Source organism: Aldersonia kunmingensis (assembly GCF_001646865.1).
GTDB classification, from domain to species: Bacteria; Actinomycetota; Actinomycetes; order Mycobacteriales; family Mycobacteriaceae; genus Aldersonia; species Aldersonia kunmingensis.
In genome coordinates this window covers 1-18,933 of the sequence record NZ_LRRB01000118.1, presented here as the reverse complement: position 1 = coordinate 18,933, position 18,933 = coordinate 1, and the positions used below count along the sequence as shown (strand labels likewise).

General features: G+C 64.1%; 17 protein-coding genes and 1 pseudogene. 10 read left to right on the top strand and 8 right to left on the bottom strand.

From position 1 onward, the window contains the following. Positions 1 to 4 precede the first annotated feature (4 nt). Positions 5 to 541 (bottom strand): benzoate 1,2-dioxygenase small subunit, encoded by a 537-nt coding sequence (benB, locus tag A8G08_RS09570; protein ID WP_068273179.1) that lies wholly within the window; start codon positions 539 to 541, stop codon positions 5 to 7. A gap of 3 nt (positions 542 to 544) precedes the next feature. Next, on the bottom strand, positions 545 to 1,957 hold the full coding sequence (gene benA, locus A8G08_RS09565) for a benzoate 1,2-dioxygenase large subunit (RefSeq protein WP_068273178.1): 1,413 nt from the start codon (positions 1,955 to 1,957) through the stop codon (positions 545 to 547). Between the two features lie 239 nt (positions 1,958 to 2,196). Between benA and A8G08_RS09560 the strand changes: the two genes are divergently transcribed. From A8G08_RS09560 to catC, 4 genes are all read left to right on the top strand, one after another. Continuing rightward, entirely contained in the window at positions 2,197 to 3,135 is a 939-nt protein-coding gene (locus A8G08_RS09560; RefSeq protein WP_068273177.1) for a LysR substrate-binding domain-containing protein, read from the top strand. Next, entirely contained in the window at positions 3,132 to 4,235 is a 1,104-nt protein-coding gene (locus tag A8G08_RS09555; RefSeq protein WP_068273175.1) for a mandelate racemase/muconate lactonizing enzyme family protein, read from the top strand. Before A8G08_RS09560 ends, A8G08_RS09555 begins: the two co-directional genes overlap by 4 nt. Before the next feature lie 62 nt (positions 4,236 to 4,297). Then, the gene (gene catA, locus A8G08_RS09550) at positions 4,298 to 5,164 is read left to right on the top strand and encodes a catechol 1,2-dioxygenase (protein ID WP_068273172.1); all 867 of its coding nucleotides are present in this window, start codon (positions 4,298 to 4,300) and stop codon (positions 5,162 to 5,164) included. 3 nt (positions 5,165 to 5,167) lie between these two features. Beyond that, positions 5,168 to 5,458, top strand: a complete 291-nt coding sequence (gene catC, locus A8G08_RS09545) for a muconolactone Delta-isomerase (RefSeq protein WP_068273170.1) — start codon at positions 5,168 to 5,170, stop codon at positions 5,456 to 5,458. A gap of 129 nt (positions 5,459 to 5,587) precedes the next feature. Here the strand turns inward: catC and A8G08_RS09540 are convergent, their stop codons facing one another. The 4 genes and pseudogenes from A8G08_RS09540 to A8G08_RS09525 all read right to left on the bottom strand — a co-directional run bounded on the left by A8G08_RS09540 (position 5,588) and on the right by A8G08_RS09525 (position 10,372). Then, positions 5,588 to 6,016, bottom strand: coding sequence for a nitroreductase/quinone reductase family protein (locus tag A8G08_RS09540; protein ID WP_068273169.1), 429 nt, complete (start codon positions 6,014 to 6,016; stop codon positions 5,588 to 5,590). Between the two features lie 110 nt (positions 6,017 to 6,126). Further along, a pseudogene (locus A8G08_RS09535) lies at positions 6,127 to 7,091 on the bottom strand (alcohol dehydrogenase catalytic domain-containing protein). 63 nt (positions 7,092 to 7,154) lie between these two features. Continuing rightward, complete coding sequence (locus A8G08_RS09530; RefSeq protein ID WP_068273168.1) at positions 7,155 to 8,633, bottom strand: aldehyde dehydrogenase; 1,479 nt, start codon at positions 8,631 to 8,633, stop codon at positions 7,155 to 7,157. 140 nt (positions 8,634 to 8,773) lie between these two features. Continuing rightward, the gene (locus tag A8G08_RS09525) at positions 8,774 to 10,372 is read right to left on the bottom strand and encodes a helix-turn-helix domain-containing protein (protein WP_084436073.1); all 1,599 of its coding nucleotides are present in this window, start codon (positions 10,370 to 10,372) and stop codon (positions 8,774 to 8,776) included. 1,109 nt (positions 10,373 to 11,481) lie between these two features. Here A8G08_RS09525 and A8G08_RS09520 point away from each other — a divergent pair. The 4 genes from A8G08_RS09520 to A8G08_RS09505 all read left to right on the top strand — a co-directional run bounded on the left by A8G08_RS09520 (position 11,482) and on the right by A8G08_RS09505 (position 14,434). Beyond that, positions 11,482 to 12,033, top strand: a complete 552-nt coding sequence (locus A8G08_RS09520; RefSeq protein WP_068273165.1) for a YaeQ family protein — start codon at positions 11,482 to 11,484, stop codon at positions 12,031 to 12,033. A 372-nt stretch (positions 12,034 to 12,405) separates the two neighbouring features. Continuing rightward, complete coding sequence (locus A8G08_RS09515) at positions 12,406 to 12,843, top strand: thiol-disulfide oxidoreductase DCC family protein (protein WP_068273164.1); 438 nt, start codon at positions 12,406 to 12,408, stop codon at positions 12,841 to 12,843. Between the two features lie 238 nt (positions 12,844 to 13,081). Next, a complete protein-coding gene (locus A8G08_RS09510; protein ID WP_068273163.1) occupies positions 13,082 to 13,480 on the top strand; it encodes a VOC family protein in 399 nt (132 codons plus the stop codon). An 87-nt stretch (positions 13,481 to 13,567) separates the two neighbouring features. After that, entirely contained in the window at positions 13,568 to 14,434 is an 867-nt protein-coding gene (locus tag A8G08_RS09505; RefSeq protein WP_068273162.1) for an AraC family transcriptional regulator, read from the top strand. Positions 14,435 to 14,445: 11 nt separating this feature from the next. Here the strand turns inward: A8G08_RS09505 and A8G08_RS09500 are convergent, their stop codons facing one another. Beyond that, positions 14,446 to 15,540 (bottom strand): nitroreductase/quinone reductase family protein, encoded by a 1,095-nt coding sequence (locus A8G08_RS09500; RefSeq protein WP_068273160.1) that lies wholly within the window; start codon positions 15,538 to 15,540, stop codon positions 14,446 to 14,448. A gap of 112 nt (positions 15,541 to 15,652) precedes the next feature. Here A8G08_RS09500 and A8G08_RS09495 point away from each other — a divergent pair, with 112 nt between their 5' ends. Then, positions 15,653 to 16,054 carry a MarR family winged helix-turn-helix transcriptional regulator gene (locus A8G08_RS09495; protein ID WP_245672750.1) on the top strand — a complete coding sequence of 134 codons (402 nt, stop codon included), beginning with the start codon at positions 15,653 to 15,655 and terminating at the stop codon, positions 16,052 to 16,054. A gap of 84 nt (positions 16,055 to 16,138) precedes the next feature. Beyond that, positions 16,139 to 18,178: an ecdysteroid 22-kinase family protein gene (locus tag A8G08_RS09490; protein ID WP_245672749.1), complete on the top strand. Its 2,040-nt coding sequence runs from the start codon at positions 16,139 to 16,141 to the stop codon at positions 18,176 to 18,178. Positions 18,179 to 18,212: 34 nt separating this feature from the next. Here the strand turns inward: A8G08_RS09490 and A8G08_RS09485 are convergent, their stop codons facing one another. Next, positions 18,213 to 18,803: a hypothetical protein gene (locus A8G08_RS09485; protein ID WP_157108481.1), complete on the bottom strand. Its 591-nt coding sequence runs from the start codon at positions 18,801 to 18,803 to the stop codon at positions 18,213 to 18,215. Between the last annotated feature and the right edge of the window lie 130 nt (positions 18,804 to 18,933).

Sequence of the window (18,933 nt, the reverse complement as noted above, 5' to 3'; positions counted from 1 at the left end):
AACCTCAGAAGTGGTAGACGTCCACCACGTGGTGGATGTAGTCGTTCTTCAACACGACGGTCTTGCGTCGGATGAGCGGAGCATCGCCGGAGAAGTCGATCGTGTAGAACGACGTTCCGTAATACGGATCGATCGTCTTATAGCGGAAATACATTGTGTGCCAGTTGAATCGGACGTCGACGATATCGCCGCGCCGCTCGATCACCTCGACGTTGCCGATGTTGTGGCTCGTGCGCGGTTCCGGCAGCGATGTCGCCGACGAACGCTCGGTCCGGATGCGGAACACCCGGTCCTCGAGGCCGCCCTTGTTCGCGTAGTAGATCAGCGAGATATCGCGCTGCGGATTCTCGACAAGGCGATCGGAATCGTCCCAAGCCGGCATCCAGTAGACGACGTCATCGGCGTAGCACTCGAGCCACTTCTCGAATTCGCGGTCGTCGAGCAGGCGAGCCTCGCGATAGAGGAACTGCTCGATAGCGTTCTGAGTGATCAGTTTCGAGCCGGCGGTCGTGTCGATGTCGACGGGCTGGGTGTTTGTCATCGGTCAGCTCCCTGCCGGGTGGTTGCAGGATTCGGCGGCGGACTCTTCTGCCTTGAGCGCACGCTGCATCGTGTCGAGCCAGAAGCCGTGCTGGACGGGGTACAGGCCCTCGTCCTCGTTCTTGACACCTGCGGAGACGACACCGGTCATGCCAAGCGATTCGGCAACGTCGTCGGGGCCCGTAAGCCAATGCTGAGCCCCGCGGCTCATGTCGTTCCATGGCGCGGCACTCGCCTGGAAGGTCAACTGGCAGGACCGGAATTCCTCCAGGTCGTCCGGGGTAGCCATGCCCGAGGCATTGAAGAAGTCCTCGTACTGCCGGATCCGGTGCGCGCGTGCGGCGTCGCTCTCGCCCTTGGGGGCGATGCAATAGATGGTGACCTCGGTCTTGTCCGGCGCGATCGGCCGGAAGTGCCGGATCTGCGTCGAGAACTGGTCCATCAGATAGACGTTCGGGTACAGGCAGAGGTTGCGGGAGCCCTTGACCATGAACTCACCCTTGGCGTCGCCGAAGCGCTCCTTGAGCTCGTCCATCTTGTCCCAGATCGGGCGGTCTTGTGGGTTGGCCGCCCAGGTCCACAGGCACAGGTGGCCATTGGGGTAGGACCAGTAGCCACCGCCCGACTTGCCCCAGCCACCGGCGTCGAGCGCCTTCGTTTCGTTCTTCGACTCGCCCGTGCTGCGCCGCGAGGTCGTCGCTGCGTAGTTCCAGTGGGTGGCGGTGACGTGGTAGCCATCAGCGCCGTTTTCTGCCTGGACCTTCCAGTTCCCGTCGTAGGTATAGGTAGACGATCCGCGCAACACCTCGAGGCCGTCGGGGGATTGGTCGACGAGCATGTCGATGACCGTGGTGGTGTCACCGAGGTGCTCGGCAAGCTCGACGACATCGGGGTTGAGACTGGCGAACAGGAATCCGCGGTAGCTCTCGAACTTCGCGACCTTGGTCATGTTGTGCGAGCCGGCCTGATTGAAGGTCTCGGGGTAGCCGGCGCCCTCGGGGTCCTTGACCTTCAGCAGGGTTCCGTCGTTGCGGAACGTCCAGCCGTGGAACGGGCAGGTCAGTGTGGTCCGGTTGTCGGTCTTGCGGCGGCAGATCATCGCGCCGCGGTGCGCACACGCGTTGATCAGACAGTGCAGCTCGCCGTCCTTGTCGCGTGTGATCACGACTGGCTGGCGGCCCATGTAGGTGGTGAAGTAATCGCCTGGGTTGGGGAGCTGGCTCTCGTGCGCCAGGTACAGCCAATTGCCCTCGAAGATGTGCTTCATCTCCAGCTCGAAAATCTCGTCGTCGGTGAAGATGCGGCGGTTGGCCCGGTAGATGCCGGCGTCGCGATCGTCGATAACCGCGTCGGACAGCACAGACGCGACGTGTCCGAGGTGGGTGGGTAGTGGAACCGAGGGAACGGTTGCAGTCATGTCGAAACCTCCGGTGAGCTGGTTTCCGCAACACTCGCAGGAAGTGGCCGGGGTCACACGAGGGTGATTGCTAGTCCTGGACTAGGCATTTATTAATCGATGGTCTTTATCAATAGATCGAAACTCTGTCCTTGTTGTGTATCGGTGCGGCTCGTACCGTTGGACGTACGTGGTACCGGTCACATACCGGTCCTCCCTGATAGATCCCGGATCGACAAGGCCGGGGCAGACGGAGAGTCATGGAGATACGTCACCTTCGCTACTTCGCAGCGGTCGCCGAGACCTGTCATTTCGGCCAGGCCGCGGCGCAACTGCACGTTGCCCAGCCCGCCTTGTCGTATGCGATCCGTCAGCTCGAGTCCGAGCTCGATGTCTCGCTGTTCACCCGCAGCACCCGGCGGGTCGCGCTGACCGTCGCCGGTGAGTACCTGTACGGGGAGGCCCAGCGGATCCTGGCCGGCGTCGACAACGCCGTGCACGGTGTGCGGCGCATCGCGGCCGGACGCAGCGGCCTGGTCCGCGTCGGACTGACCGGCACCGCGGCCTTCTCCCACCTGCCAACCATCGCTCGCGCCGTGAAGCGGGAGCTGCCGGGCGTCGCGCTGCACATCGAGGCCGACATGCTCACGCCCGCGCAGTGCGACGCCCTCCGCGGCGGCACCATCGATCTCGGGCTGCTGCGCCCGCCGGCCGTCGGTAACGACATCGATGTACGCACGTTCGAGGAGGAGACGCTCGCGCTGGTCGTCGCCGCCGATCACCGCCTGGCTGTGGAGCCGGTCGTGTCGATCGCAGACCTGCGCAACGAACCTTTCGTCATGTACGGCAGCCGCGAATCCGCAGTCAACGACGCCGTGTTGCGGAGTTGCCGCCAAGCGGGTTTCGTCCCACAGCGCGAGCACGAGGCGCCGGGCACGGCAGTCCTGCTCGCGCTCGTCACCGCTGGCCTCGGCGTTGCGGTGGTCCCGTCATCGGTTCGCTCACTTCCCTTGCAAGGCATGGTTATTCGTGATCTGGCCGACGCCGGAACGATCGAACTTGCCCTGGCCCGGCGAGCGGAGGACGACAACCCGGTCGTCGACGCCGTCGTTTCTGTTCTCGACGCCACCTTTGCTGCGTCATCGCTCGCGCAGACCGCCACTGCCGACGACTCATTCACCGCCGGAGGGCTGCTGTGAAGATCACCCAGATCGAGGCGATCCCATTCGCCATTCCGTACCGCAAACCGCTGAAGTTCGCCTCGGGCGAAGTACACGTCGCCTCGCACGTGCTTGTCCGAGTCCATACCGACGACGGAATCGTCGGTATGGCCGAGGCGCCGCCGAGGCCCTTCACCTACGGCGAGACCCAACGCGGCATCGTCGCGGTGATCGAGGACGTTTTCGCTCCCGTACTTGTCGGGCTCACGCTGCTCGAGCGTGAGGTCGCGGGGGAGCGGATGGGCCGCACGATCGGCAATCCCGCCGCGAAATCCGCTGTGGACATGGCCATCTGGGATGCACTCGGGCGTACGCTCGGTCTCCCGGTGTCCGATCTGCTCGGCGGCTACACCGACCGGATGAAGGTCAGCCACATGCTCGGCTTCGACGAGCCGGCCACGATGGTCGCCGAAGCCGAACGCATGCTCGACACGTACGGCATCAGCACCTTCAAGGTGAAGGTCGGACGCCGGCCCGTGGGCCTCGACACCGCGGTGGTCCGCGCGCTGCGGGAACGCTTCGGCGACACCGTTGACCTCTACGTCGACGGCAACCGCGGCTGGAGTCCGGCAGAGTCGGCCCGAGCGATGGCCGAAATGGCAGACCTCGACCTGATGTTCGCCGAGGAGCTATGCCCGGCCGATGACGTGCTCGGACGGCGTTGGCTCGTCGAGCAACTCGACATCCCCTTCATCGCAGACGAATCGGTTCCCACTGCTGCCGACGTCACGCGCGAGCTGCTGGCGAAAGCGGCGACCGCGATCAGCATCAAGACCGCCCGAACCGGCTTCACCGCCTCCCAGCGGGTGCACCACCTCGCCGAGGGACTCGGTGTGGAAATTGTGATGGGCAATCAGATCGATGGCCAGATCGGCACGGCCTGCTCGCTCGCGTTCGGCACCGCATATGCCCGAACGTCCCGCTACGCAGGCGAGCTGTCGAACTTCCTCGACATGCAAGACGACCTGCTCGCCGAGCCGTTGCAGATTCGCGATGGATACCTGCACCGGGGGCCCGGACCAGGCATCGGCATCGAGCTCGATCCGGATGCGCTGTCCCGCTACCGAATCGACCGATAACCCACCAACCGACTTACCTCGCACCAGCCTGGCGGGGAAGAAAGATACAAGGAGTTGCACCAATGACCACCGTCGAGCATCCCACCGAGACCGCCTCCGCTGCCGCGTCCGGCGCATCCGCGACCGAACGATTCCAGGCCGACAAGTCGCCGTTCGCGGCGGTCAAGGACACTGCACCAGAGCGGGTGAACACGCTCGCACGAGAGGTTCTTGCCGCAGTGCACAAGACCGTTCGCGACCACAATGTCACTTACGACGAGTACAACGCCCTCAAGGCGTGGCTGATCCAGGTCGGGCAGGACGGCGAATGGCCGCTGTTCCTCGACGTGTGGGTCGAGCATGTCGTCGAGGAGGTCAACACCTCCCACCGCGAGGGCAACAAGGGCACCATCGAAGGTCCGTACTACGTTCCCGATGCTCCGGAGCAGGGCGCGCAGGGCACCATCCCCATGCGGGACAACGAGTCCGGCGATGCGCTGGTCTGGGATGGCGTGATCACCTCGACCGACGGCACGCCGCTGCAGGGCAAGGTCGAACTCTGGCATGCCGACGCCGACGGCTTCTACGCGCAGTTCGCGCCCGGAATCCCCGAGTGGAATCTCCGCGGCACCTTCTCCACCGGTGCGGATGGCAAGTTCCAGATCACCACGATCCGCCCGGCGCCCTACCAGATCCCGACCGACGGCTCGTGCGGCAAGCTCATCTCCGCGGCCGGCTGGCACCCGTGGCGTCCCGCGCACCTGCACGTGAAGGTGTCCGCGCCTGGCCACGAATTGCTTACCGCGCAGCTGTATTTCCCGGGTGACGAGCACAACGACGACGATGTTGCCGACGCCGTCAAGCCTGAGCTGATCCTCGACCCGCAGGCGCGTGCCGAGGGCGGCTACGCGATCCAGTACAACTTCGTGCTCGACCCCGAGCAGAGCTGAGCAATGCTGTTTCACGTACGGATGGATGTCCGCATCCCGCACGATCTCGATCCGGACACCCGGGCCGAGATCGTCGCGCGGGAGAAGGCGTACTCACAGGATCTGCAGAAGGCCGGAAAATGGCCGCACATCTGGCGAATCGTCGGCGAGTACTCGAACTACTCGATCTTCGACGTCGATTCGAACGACGAGCTGCACACCATTCTGTCCAGCCTCCCGTTGTTCGCGTATATGGACATCAAGGTCACGCCGCTCGCGACGCATCCCTCCGACATCGCACTCGTAGCCCGCTGACCATCCCCTCGCCGCACACTTCCTGTTCGTTCGCACACGCTTGGGGATGCAAAAGGTTGCGCGGCGCAGCAGGAAATGTGCGGCGGATGGGCGGCAAGTACGCACCCTAATCCGACCAGGGTCCTCGGATCAGGCGCGATGCAGGGCCAGCACCGGGATGGTGCGAATGCCTTCGGTTTTGCGGACATAGTCGGCGAAGCCGGGGTAGCGGCTCGACTGCTCACGGTAGATGCGATCACGTTGCTCGCCGGTTACTTCCTCGACGGTGACGCGGTAGGTATCGGTGCCGACTTCGACATCGCTGGATCCGGCAGTGGTGAGGTTGTAATACCAGTCCGGGTGGGTTGGCGCGCCGGCCTTCGAGGCGAAAACGTAGATGGTGCCGGGGACCTCCTCGTCGGGGAGATACATCAGTGGAGTCAGCAACTCACGTCCGCTCTTGCGGCCTCGGTGGTGAAGCAGGACCATCGGGGCGCCCTCGAACGGGCCGCCGACACGGCCTTCGTTTGCCCGAAACTCGTTGATGATTTGAGTGTTCCAATCGTCGTGTTCGCTCATGGCGACGATTCTCCCGAAAAATGCGCGTGGATGGCGGCGGCTCCGACATCCCGAATTGGAACGGGCCGGGTACGACGGATCTCGTCGCACCCGGCCCGGGTCTTGGTGGATCAATCCTCGTGCAGGATCACGCCACGGATGTTCTTGCCGTCACGCAGATCCTGGTATCCCTCGTTCACCTGCTCGAGCGTGTAGGTGTTGGTGACCAACTCGTCGAGCTTGAGCTGCCCCGCGTCGTACAGGCGCAGCAAGCGCACGATGTCGTACTGCGGGTTGGCGGAACCGAACAGGCTTCCCTTGATCGACTTCTCGTTGAGCGTGAGGTCGATGCCGGGCCAGTGCACAGTGAACTTCTCCGGGCTGGCGAGCCCGGTGATGACCGCGGTACCGCCCTTGCCGAGCGCGCCGATGGCGGCCGAGACAACGTCCTCGTCGACTGTTCCCACAGTGCTCCGGCGTGGATGGCACCCTGCACCGAGTTGATGCCGATACCGCCGATGCCGTAGATGACCACGGTGTCACCGGCGCGGACATTGCCCGTGTAGACCGCCGAACCCCAGCCTGTGGGGACACCGCATCCGACCAACACCGCCTTCTCGAGCGGCAGCCAGTCGTCGACCTTGACCACCGAATGCTGGGAGATCGTCGACCGCTGCGAGAACGTGCCGAGCATGCACATGCCGCCGAAGTCCTGGCCGCCACCGTGGAAACGGAAGGTGCCGTCCGGCAGGGACCCTTCCAGGATCGTCGCGCCCATGTCACACAACGACTGTCGACCGGTGGAGCAGTACCGGCAGGTGCCGCAGTTCGGGATGAAGCTGCACACAACGTGGTCGCCGGGCTTCACCTTGGTTACGCCCGGGCCGACCTCTTCGATGATCCCGGAGCCCTCGTGGCCGCCGACCATCGGGAATCGCGGAGGCAGGTCACCATCGGTCAGGTGCAGGTCGGAATGACACAAGCCGGCCGCGGTGTATTTGATCAGGACCTCGCCATCCTTGGGGCCGTCGAGGTCGAGTTCCATCAGTTCGAACGGCTTTCCCACTTCGAGCAGAACAGCTGCCTTGGTTTTCATGGTGCTTCCTTTTCTTCGACCACCGGACGGGGACCGGTGAAGGGTTGATGACCTGCCATCACCTCAGCGGTAGATGGATTTGATGTTTTGGTAGGCGGCCAGGCCCTCGGGGCCGAGCTCGCGCCCCATGCCGCTCTGCTTGATGCCGCCGAACGGCGCGATCGGGTCGGGGATGTAGCGGTTGATGCCGATCGTTCCGGTCTTCACGCGGCTCGCAACGGCCCGTGCACGATCGGGGTCGCTGCTCCACACCGTTCCGCCGAGGCCGAAATCGGAATCGTTCGCGATCGCCACCGCATCGTCGTCACCGTCGTAAGCGATGACCGAGAGCACCGGCCCGAAGATTTCTTCGCGCGCGATCGTGACCTTGTTGTCGACGTCGGCGAACACGGTCGGCTGCACGAACCAACCGCGGTCCTGATCGGCGGGTCGCCCGCCGCCCGTGGTGATCCGGCCACCCTCGCTGCGCCCGGCGGCGATGTAGCCCTCCACCCGCTCGCGATGCCGGGCGGTGGCCATCGGACCGATCTGGGTGCCCGGGTCGCGGGAATCGCCGATCGCCATGGATTCGGCGAAAGCGGTGAGGACGTCGACGACCTCGCCGTACCGGGCGCGCGGCGCCAGCACCCGAGTCCCTAGGAAACAGGTCTGACCATTGTTCGCGAGTGTGGCGACGAACAGTTCGTTGCCGATCGTGGCGAGGTCGAGTTCGGCGTCGTCCAGAACGATGGTGGCCGACTTTCCGCCGAGCTCCAAGGTCACGGGTCGAAGCAGTCGGCCGCAGGTCTCGGCGATGGCGATGCCCGCTGGCGTCGATCCGGTGAATGCCACCTTGTCGACTCCCGGATGTGCGACCAGGTGCGCGCCGGCCTCGCGGCCGCCCGGAACGATGTTGATCACGCCGGCGGGCAGGCCGGCAGCCTCCGCGGCCTCGGCCAACACGAAGGAGTCGAGCACCGTCTCCGGAGACGGCTTGATTACGAGCGTGCAGCCCGCGGCGAGCGCCGGAGCGAACTTGAACGCGGCAAGGGTCTGCGGGAAGTTCCACGGCACGATCGCGCCGACAACGCCGATCGGATCGCGGCGGACCTCGACCAATCCACCGAACATGCCCTGCCGGACATCCTCTGCTTGGTTCTCGATCAGATCCGCGTAGTAACGCAGCAGCGTCGACGGGTAGACCGCCTCGAGCTGTCCGGCGACCGCGATCGGCATGCCGTTCTGTGCGGAGACGAGACCGGCGAGCTCGTCCTTCCGCACGTCGATCTCGTCGGCGAATCGCCGCAAATGTCCCGCCCGAACAGCGGGCTCGAGTCCGGACCACACCGACGAGTTGTCGAACGCGGCACGGGCGGCGGCGACCGCGGCATCAACGTCGGCCAGCGAACCGTCGGGCACAGTGCCGAGGATCTCCTCGGTGTTCGGTGAGACGACCTCGATGCGGGCCCCGCCGTGCGGCTGGATCCATCGCCCACCGATGAACAGCCGGTCGTGGGTGCGTACCTCACCGGCGGCGAGGGTGGAAATGGGTGCGGTTGTCATGGAACCTCGATCTCTCGACGACGTGACGGCCATCACTTCTGTGGCCTGCTCGGGTCATCGTCACACCGAGAGGGGAGTACCAACTGTCCGAGATTTGTACACCTCAACTGGCCCGCGGACTGGACGAACGTCGACTCCGATCAGGTGTCGATATCGAGGGCGCGGATTCGCGCGTACAACGTGCTCCGGCTGATGCCGAGATGCGTGGCGGCGTGCACCTTGTTGCCGCGGCATGCGGCCAAGGCGTCGACTATCGCTTGTCGCTCGGTGCGTTCCCGAATCGAGAGAGTCGACGCTTTCGACGATCGGCGATACGGCTCCGGCAGATCGTCCAGCTCGATCCGGCCGACCGAACCCCGTGCGTCCACGGATTCGCCGGCGCGCTCGAGAACGCGGCGGAACTCGCTGAGGTTGGCGGGCCAGTGCTGTGCCATCAACGCGTCGACCACGGCCGCGCTACAGGTACTTCCCGGACGTCGCTGCTCGGCAAAGAAGGCGGACAAGGCTGCGATGTGTTGGGTTCGGTGTCGCAGCGCCGGCAGATCAACCTGCTCATCGCAAAGCGCAGTCACGGCCGCGACTGCAGGACGCTGATCGGCCGCTGGTTCGCCAACGAGCACGATGGGCACGGTCCGGTCGGTGACAATCCGCCGGATCAGGGTGAGATCGCGATCGGTCAATAGATCGACACCATCGATGACGAGCGCAGCATTGTCGGCACGAGCCGCAGCGACCCGGGTCGCGAGATCGGGTGTGTCGCCGCTTGCCGCCAACCGAACAGCGTCCAGTGCGTGCACCGGGATTCCGGTCACCGCTCGCTTCGCGTACGTGGTGCGTCCCGTTCCCGGCTCACCCGAGATGGAGATCGACCGGCAGTCCGGCGCCTGCCCCGGCGAAAAGGACGGTGCAGCAAAGAGTTCCGACGCAGTTCGGTCGACAACCTCACCACGCGGAACTCGCCGCCGCTCGGTCATTTCCGGGCGGAGAACGAAGACGGCCGCCCGCGGCACACCGTCCACGCGTGTGCCGGACAGCGAAAGGGAAACCCCGGATGCGGTCAACATCGTGGCCGGTGCGGACCCGGCGGCGAAGGCTCGGAGTGCGCCGATATCCGAGGAATCGAGCAGATTCGTCGCCATGTCATTGGTCAGCAGTAGGTCGTCGCCGATAGCCACGACCGCCTCGCTGCGACGAGCACAGGCGTGATGGAACGTATCGAGAATTGCGCGATGCGAACTCCGTGCAGTGTCGAGCAGCCGCGCCTGAATATCGGAGACCAGGCGACCAACATAGGACCGGAACAGCGGGTTCGCCGCCGGGCTGATCTCGGTCATGCACAGCACGCCCTCCAGGCGGCGGGTGGTCGGGTGCACGATCGGACGGCCGTAGCAGCTCAGGTGTTTGTACAGATCGAGGTAATGCTCGGCCCCGTTGATCTCGATCGCGCTGCGGGTTTCGACGGGCGTTCCGAGTGCAGTGGTGCCAACTGAGTCCTCGGCCATGGTCGATCCGCGCACGGCGCCGGCATGGCCGATGTGGTTTTCCACCTGCATTCCGCCATAGACACCGGCGATGATCCGCGACTCGGCGTCGGTGAGCAGCAGCGCCATCCCGGTGTCTGCCAGGTGATCGGATGCCGCGTCGAGGACCGGCCGCGCGGCGCGAAGTACCAGGTCACAGTTGCCGAAGTCCTCGTCGACGAGGATGTCGGGAACGGTGTCCGGCGCGAGCCCATTCACCTGCGAGCGCCGCCAGGAGATGTCGATCTCCTGGCGCGGCGGGCGTTGAGCATCGGCGTCGATGATTGCACCTCGGTTCTTTTACGGCCTCGTCAAGCCTGACATCCGCACGTTCCGCATACCCTAGGCAAAATGCGAGTGCTGGGCAGGGTGGGGGAGTAATACTCTCCGATCGGCCAGTCTTTGCCGACGACAGCGCAGTATTCAGGTCCGGAGTTGGGCGTTGGTCCAGGCCAAAATCGGTGGCACGGTTCAGCGCACCGTATTGGGTAATCCGTAGTTTTCCAAACGTGTTTTCCGGCAACAGCTTTCGTTTAGCTGCCTCAGAAATCATGGATAAAGATGATTATCCATGTTTTGGCCGTCGAGACGGGAGTCCGACCGACTGGGGCAGTGTGGCACTGTCGGCGTGGCTCGAATCGTCCCAAGCCGGTCGGCCGTCGCCCGTGCACTCGTTCACTGCGACTCGCACGCACGCGTAGCGGATGCCCGTGCGAATGCGTAAGCCGGCCTCGGGGCCAAAAGGGTCATCCCGGCCCGGCATCGCGCAGATGTTGCGTATTGCCTTGTCTGCCGGACCATTCCACCGACCGGTTCGCCTAGGTCGAAACGTCACAGTGACGTATTGACCTAGGGTGGCTGGACCTTCGAATTCGCGAACTGTTAGGCGCCAGAGGCATATTCGACGATTTCTGGGTCAACATAGGCGCCGTCGGTTCCCAACAGCTTTCATGCCCGCTGTCGGTGGGACATGAGCATGCGTGTGTAGTGATCGTTTGCTCTTCCGCGCACGAAGCTCCTCGACCGGCCTACGGGTAATCGCCAGTCGACACCGAATCTGGCTCGTTTGGCCACTTCCGGGCTTGATCGTCCCAAGTGCATCTAACGCCGATAATCGACATTATGTTAAGTAAACTCCTGCATGATGCATCAGATGAATCGATGCCGCCGCCGACAGCTGCTTGAGGCAAGTTCGCCGAGGTGGGCACTCAGTGTGTGCGCGGTTCGCGTCTGAGTATGGCGCGCAGCACCAGACGGCTGGCACGGCGGCCTAACCACTCAAAGCGCCCCGACTGCTCGGCGTACACCACCCGGGTGGACACTATGACGTGGCCCTTTCTGCAACAGTATTCAAAGTCGAACTTGGCGTCTCCGATGTCGATCACGGTTACTACGCCGATCACACGCTGACCGTGGCCCGTCATCCCAGTGAGACCGATGAGCGGATGGTGGTGCGATTGTTGGCGTTTGGGCTGCGCGCTCACCGACTCAGCGACGTCGACGGTGAGCTGGCGTTCGGGGCGGGCCTGTCCACCCCTGGCGTACCGGACTTGCGGATCGCCGACTACACCGGCCGGATTCTGGAGTGGATCAACGTCGGCCAGCCCGACGAACGCGCCTTGGGCAAGGCGGCCAGCCAGGCCGACCAGGTGCTGCTGTTCCCGTTCGCCGCCGGCGTGGCCACCTGGTGGCGCACCGTCGGCCCCAAAGTAGCGGGGCTGCCGAACCTGTCGGTGGTGCAGATACCGCACGCACCGGTACAGCAACTGGCCCAGACTGTCGATCGACGGGTCTCGGCGCAGGTGATCGTGATCGAAGGTCAGGTGACGATGACCGTAGGCGGAGTCGACGTCACCTTCACGCCCGAGCCATTGGAGTGAACGTCTGAGCCTGAGGTGCTAGTCGATGGCGTTAGCGCCATGGACGCTGACGCCATAACTGACCGAAGCCGCGAGCAAACTAGCGGACGCCGACAGGACCGGGACCACGACGGACTGGCCGCTTCGGGACTGCCGAGCACCGATGCGAGGCAGCTCCCCTACTCAGCGGAACCCTGCCACTACCAGCCCAGGGCGCAATACGGCAGAAACGAATATGGAGTGTTACCAGTAGTTGCCTGAGTAGCGCACCAGAGGAATCGGACAACCACTGCCCTCGCCGCCGCCGTGCAACCCATGTGACCATCGGAACACTCTGCGCGGGGTGCGGTTTGCGATAATTGGAGCGACAGCTGCGTCGGAAAGGGCTTCCGCATGAGGCCGACACGTATCCCGCCGAGCTCTTCTGTTCTGCTGTACGACGGTGTGTGCGGCATCTGCAACAGCGCAGTACGCACAATTCTCCGGTACGACCGCGACGGAACCCTGCGATTCGCTGCCCTGGACAGTGGCTTCGCCCTCGAGACGATCTCGCGTCATCCCGAGCTGGAAGGTCTGGATTCCGCTGTCTACGTCCGCAATGCCGGGCAACCCAACGAGACGGTCTACTCGCAGTCTGCAGCATTGCTGCAGATCGCGGCATACCTCGGTGGTTGGTGGAGACTCGCACTGGCGGCCTATGTGATCCCACCAGCGGTGCGCAATTGGCTCTACAAACAGTTCGCCGCGGTGCGCTATCGCGTCGGAGGCCGTCACGATAGCTGCCCGATCCCTACGGCCGAAGTGCGAAACCGATTCCTCGATACGGCCTAGTTCTGGCGCTCTCCCACTTCCCAGCGGAACACAGAGGACCCGACTCCTCCATGCTGTCACCTCGCCGAGAACCCTCTGTTGCGACCACTGGACATCGACAGCGACCTTGCCGACGAGATCATCCAGTCAACACTCTTCGGCTGCGTTATCTACCGTGCGGAAGTACGCCGACAACCCGAGATCGTGGCCTGAGGCCAACCGCTTTCTTCGATACGATGCCGTCCCGGATACTTGATCGGTGCTTGGTCACCTTGGAATCAACGTCCCGGACCTCACTGCGGCGAAGCGCTACTACGACGCACTGATGCCACTGGTCGGCTTCGAACCGTTCATCGAAGCCACGGACGAGTTCGCCTACAAACCGGCGAATGACAAGCCCGGAACCTACGTGTTCTTCTACCCCACTACGGCGGCCGGCACGTACTCACCGGAACAGACTGGCTTGCAGCACCTCGCCTTCATGGTTCGACGGCGATCGCTGGTCGACCGAGTCCATGACCACGTCGCACTCAGCGGCGGCAGCGTCATACATATCCCCCAACACTTTCCGCAGTATCCAGGCCATTACTACGCCACATTCTGGTCCGATCCGTTCGGTATCAGGCTCGAGGCGGTGTGTCATCACGACCGCGACTAGCGCGGGCCGCCGAACCGATCGAATCGAACCGCGATAGTCGGATACGGGCTCGCGTCCTCAACCATGCTTGGTGTGGAAGGAGGAAGAGTGATCGCGATTCTCAACCGAGTCGTCGGTTACGTCGAGGAACACCTGACTGAGAACATCGACGTCGCCGGCCTCGCCAGCAGCCTTGGCACAACGGACTACCACGTCCGCAGGATGTTCTCGTCACTCGCCGGGATGCCGTTGTCCGACTACATCCGGCGACGCCGGATGACTGTCGCCGCAGCCGATCTGCTCGGCGACGGCGACCTGCTGGGTATCGCGATTCGCTACGGCTATGGATCCGCTGAGGCGTTCGGTCGAGCGTTCCGCGCGGTGCATGGCGTCAGCCCTGGCGACGTACGACGAGACGGCGGTCCCCTTCGCTCACAACCACAGCTCAGGTTCCGCCTGACCGTAGAAGGGAGCACCTCGATGGACACCCGCATCGCAGACCGGCCGGCTTTTCGACTCATCGGCCACGCCGCTCGTGTGCCGCTCATCCACGAGGGCGTCAATCCGCACATCCAAGCGCACATCGCCTCCTTGGCCGAAGCCGAACACATCCGCCTCAAAGGACTGAGCAACACGGAGCCGCGAGGGTTGCTCCAGGTCAGTGCCGACGTCGACCCCGACTACACGGAGGGCACCGACCTGACTTACCTCCACGGCGTCGCGATAACAGAAGACTCGCGCGCGGCCGACGACCTCGACACGATCGATGTTCCTGCCGGCATCTGGGCTGTGTTCCGCAGCGAGGGCGCGTATCCCGCAGCGCTGCAATCGATGTGGGCCGCAACCGCGACCGACTGGTTCCCGTCCAACCCATGGCGGCTGCGGCCCGGCCCATCGATCGTCGCCGTGCTGGACCGCTCCCCCGATTTCAGCATGGCAACGTGCGAGTTGTGGCTGCCGGTGGAACGCGCCTAGTACACCAGGATTCAGCGGTCGGCCGCCGGCGTCAGAACGGCGACGGGGATGATTCGGCCCGCCTTCTTCTCGTACTTTGCGAAGGAGGGCGCTTCGGGGAGGATCACGTCTTGCCAGATCCGGTCCCGGTCCCCGGGGCTCAGCACATCGACGCCGACGTCCAACTCGTGATCGGCTATCTCCACATGTGCAGTGTCGGTCGCACGCAGGTTTCGGAACCATTGGGGCTCTGCGGCAGTGCCGCCGGCGGTTGCGGCAACGACATAATTGCCGTCGCCGTTGAAGTAGACGACCGGCACCGTGTGTGGCGTACCCGTGCGGCGCCCGGGAACCGTCACCAGCATCACGGGCAAACCCTTCGCCGTTCCACCGACTCTCCCCCGCGACCGGCGGTACAACGAAGTCGCGAGCCGATTAACCGCAGGTCCGAGGCGACGCCAGAGCAGACCATTGTGCGTACCGCGTACGCGCCCGATGTAGGCGTTGTACTTGCGCCGCCCGTGGAGCCGCCACATGAGGCGAATCGGCAGCGGAAGCGGGTCGAGGAACCACGATGCCTCCTCGGGCGTCGCGACCTCCACAAGTACGCCGGTGGCGATGAGCTTCTCCGGATTCGTGAACTTCGCGAAAGCGTCCTCGCCGAACTGTTCCCACTCCGCGACGGTGATGTGCTCGCGGATCAGCGGCACGACATGCGTCTCTTCGTCGTCGAGGTGCTCGACCAGAACGGCCGTCAACCGGTCGATCGCGGCTGCCAGCTCGCTGCCATTTGTCGGCGTGACGCGCCACTGAGCGGCGAGCTCTCGAACCTGCTCCGCAGCCGCGGCAGCGGCCTCGTGCTGGCGCTCCATCCGCTCAACGAGCGCGGAATCGGGCGCGGCACGCGCGAGGAGGCGGGGCCAGATGTTGTCGTCCTCAGTTGTGTGGTGCGCTCGGACTCCGTTGAGGAGGAAGTCCAGATAGCTGGCCACGACCTCGGATCGTCGCGAAGAGGTAGACGGCGTGCGCCGAACCAGGCCGGCGATTTCGGGAAACGCCGTGCGGAAGATGCGGTGGATAACCGCCATCTCCTCGGTGCGGGGGTAGGTGTCGGCGACGCTGGCCATGGCGTGCCTCCCTTGAGTGAGAGAATTACTTGATAAGGTGGCCCTGATAATCAGGTATACTTGAGGACTGCCGATGCCGCAAGACCCTGCTCCGAGAATTGGGGCGAACACGGTGACTCTGCTCGGGCAGGTCTACAGCCTGCTCGGGTTTCGGATCGTCGACGGCGTGGTCGGCGCCGGCTTCCCACAGAAGCCGTCGCATTCCGCGGTCTTCGCGCAGATCGGGTCCGACGGGAGCCGACTCAGCACCCTCGCGCGTGGCGCGGGCATGACCGCGCAGGCGATGGGCGAGATCGTCGACGAGCTCGAGGAACTGGGGTACGTCGAGCGGCGCCCCGACCCGACTGATCGGCGCGCGAAGCTCATCGTGCTGACCCCCCGCGGACAAGACTGCATCGCGGCCGGGCGCGCGACCATCGACGGCATCGAGGAACGACTCGACGAACTTCTGGGCGTCGACGGCCACACAGAACTTCGGCGGGTGCTCACCACGGTGCTCACGGCAGAGCAGTAATTCGAGCCCTTGCGAAGCGGCCTTCGCGATGCTCGACCGGTGCTAGCGTCCGACTCAGCAATGCCGCCCCCTCGAGGAGGTTAGGTGTCCGCATCGGATAACGGTGATCACACCGAGGAAATCGCCGGGAACCGACGGGTGCGCAGCGTCGACGACGTGACGTGCGATTGGCTATCCGACCGTCTGGGAACCGCGCGTGTGACGGACTTTCACGTCGAGCGAATCGGTACCGGCCAGATGAGTGATTGTCACCGGATCACGATCCTCGGCGCTGACGGTGCAGACCCGCAGCCGACGCGGTCCGTCGTGCTCAAACTTCCCGCGACTGATGAGTCGAGTAGGGCGACCGGGGCCGCTCTGGGACTGTACGAGCGAGAGGTGCGGTTCTATGCGGACATCGCGCCGATTATCGACTCCGATGCCGTCGCTGATTGTTTCCACGCCGACTTCGAATCCGGAACGTTCTGTCTGCTCCTCGAAGACGTCGGTGAGGCCGCTGCCTCGGACGACATCTCCGGTGCCACTCTGAGTCAGGCCACGACCGCCGTTTCGGCTCTGGCCCAGATACATCGGCCGTGCCTGGGCACCGATTCGCTGACCGGAGCGGAATGGCTGATCCGCGAATCACCCATCAGCCAGGCGCTTTTGGAGGGACTGTTCGCCGGCTTCCTCGACCGCTACGGCAACCGCATCGCCCCGGGCCACCGGGAGCTATCCGAGCGTTTCGTGGTGAGCTTCGATGCCTACCTCGCTCAGCAGGCTGGCACAGCGATCACCGGCCTCGTGCACGGCGACTTCCGGCTCGACAATCTCCTTTTCGCCCCCGACGGCACGTCAGTGACGGTCGTGGACTGGCAGACAGTCACTTGGGGCCCCGCGGCCTCCGACCTCGCCTACTTCCTCGCTACGTCGGTGCCCACCGAGCTCCGCCGGTCCAGTGGGGACCAACTGATTCAGACCTACTTCGACCTTCTCGATGGGAGTTGGCCTCGAGATATGGCGTCGTTGCGTCAGGAAGTCCGGGCGCAAGCCTTCTTCGGAATCATGATGACGATCATCTCGCCGATGATGGTGCAACAAACCGAGCGTGGCGACGAGATGTTCATGACGATGTTCGCCAGAGCCTGCGACTTCGCACTCGACCTCGAGGCTGCCGCGCTACTTCCCGCCGTCGGCGTAAGTGAACCGCTCCGCCCCGGTGAGGCTGACGAAGGCTTCCACCAGCCGGGGCCCGAACCTCTGTGGAACGAGAGCTGGTACTTCGATTTCGTCGACCGCACCCACGAGATCGGGGGCTATCTCCGTTTCGGGGTGACGCCGAACCTGCGTTCGGCGTGGTACACGGCGGTCATCTGTGGCCCGGATATCCCCACCATCACCCTGGTTGACTACGACCTGCCGCTGCACGATGACAGCACTGTTCGCACACAACGGATCTCGGCCGATCACACCATCATCGACGCCCTGCAGAAGGCCGTCGCACGCGTATCCGGTGTCGGCCGGGCGTACGCAAATCCAGCCGACTCGATTCTCGAAGAAACCGATCTCGGTGCCGACATCAATGTCGATCTCGAGCTCGAGTGGATCACCGAGGCCGACCCCTACCTGTACCGGGTCACGCCCCGATACGAGATCGCGTGCACTGTGCGCGGCCGGTTGCACCTAGGCGAGAGCACTTTCGGGCCGGCCGTTGACCTCACAATCGACGGCCCCGGACAGCGAGATCACTCCTGGGGAGTGCGCGACTGGTGGTCGATGGACTGGGTATGGACCACCGCTCATTTCGCCGACGGAACACACATCCACGGCCTCGACCTTCGTCTTCCGGACCTCCCGAGCATCAGCATCGGCTACATCCACGAAGCCGGTAAACCGCTCACCGAACTCCGCACCCACACTGCGCGTGAGACTTTCGACGCCGCAGGCCTGTCCACTGGAACCCATCTCGACGTCGATCCACCGCACTTGGCCATCGACTTCGAACCGCTGGGCCATGGCCCCCTCCGGCTGACCTCACCCGACGGTGCGATCGCGATGCTCCCGCGAGCGTGGGGGCGAGTCACCAGTGGCGACAGCACCGGAGTCGGATGGCTCGAATGGAATCGGCACCGCCCCGATTCCTAGATTGCCGCGAAAGTAGACCGGGCAATCGCGAGTCTCAATCCTGCTCTTCGATTCGTGCCCGGATCGCGGCAGCGGCGTGGTGCGCGGTGGGCTTACGTTCGTTCCATCCGGAGCCATAGACAGCCGCGCCGTCACAGAGGCCAAGTTCGTCCAGCTGAATCGCGGTATGCCGGTCGGCGCAGCGACCCGGAATGAGGCCTGGGCAGCGGTGAACGATGTATGTCCCCCGGTTGTCCCAATCGGACTTGGCTGATTGGTCCGGGAACCCGTTCCATCGAGACTGCGAAAATACGAGTATCCGCTCCCCTGTGGTCATCTGGACGTATTCGCGCGAGGTGGTGTCTGCTTGTCCAAGGGATGCTGGGAATGCCGGCTCGATGCCGTGGGCGGCCATCCGTTCGAAGCTCGGAATGTCATCACCCTCCACGACAAACCGTTCGCCGGCGAGATCGGCCATGTCCACCCATACCTGATGCCCCAACCGTGCAACGTCATTTTGATGAGTGGGGTCGACAGCCGGCTCAACAGACATTGCACGGATCGAGGACTTCGAAATATCCAGTTCGAGTGCGATCTTTCGATCACTCAAACCTTCTGCCCGCATCAGCGCGATTGCAGCCGCCACCACCTGCCGTTGCGCCAGGTCGGCGACGGACGCCCGCTCACGAGCAGCGGCAACGGCCGAGACTGCGACATCGACGCGATAGGAGTGTGGCGTACTCACAAGGCGCGTGTGGCACACCGCTGGGACAAGT